At 56.1% G+C, this 205-nt stretch carries 1 protein-coding gene; it reads right to left on the bottom strand.

What is annotated here, in order from left to right; genetic code table 11:
• The coding region (locus H1B37_RS33265; RefSeq protein ID WP_182871564.1) for a tyrosine-type recombinase/integrase at positions 1 to 205 on the bottom strand (205 nt) is incomplete at both ends.

Below are 205 nucleotides of genomic sequence, written 5' to 3'. Positions count from 1 at the left end.
TGTGGGCGTGACGGTGTACGAGACCGAACGGTCGGTGACCGAGACGATCCGTTTGTCACTGATCGCCACTCGATGGATGTACTTCTGGATGACCTTCAATCCAACGCCGGCTTCGCGCAGGTGCGTGGCGTAGGAATGGCGTAACGTGTGGATCGTGATTTTCTTGCCGAAGTTGAGCTTCTTGGCGATCTGCTTCATTGCTCCC

The organism is Stieleria mannarensis (assembly GCF_014154935.1).
GTDB classification, from domain to species: Bacteria; Planctomycetota; Planctomycetia; order Pirellulales; family Pirellulaceae; genus Stieleria; species Stieleria mannarensis.
Note: the sequence above shows the minus strand (reverse complement) of the source record. Positions and strands in the feature narration are given on the sequence as shown.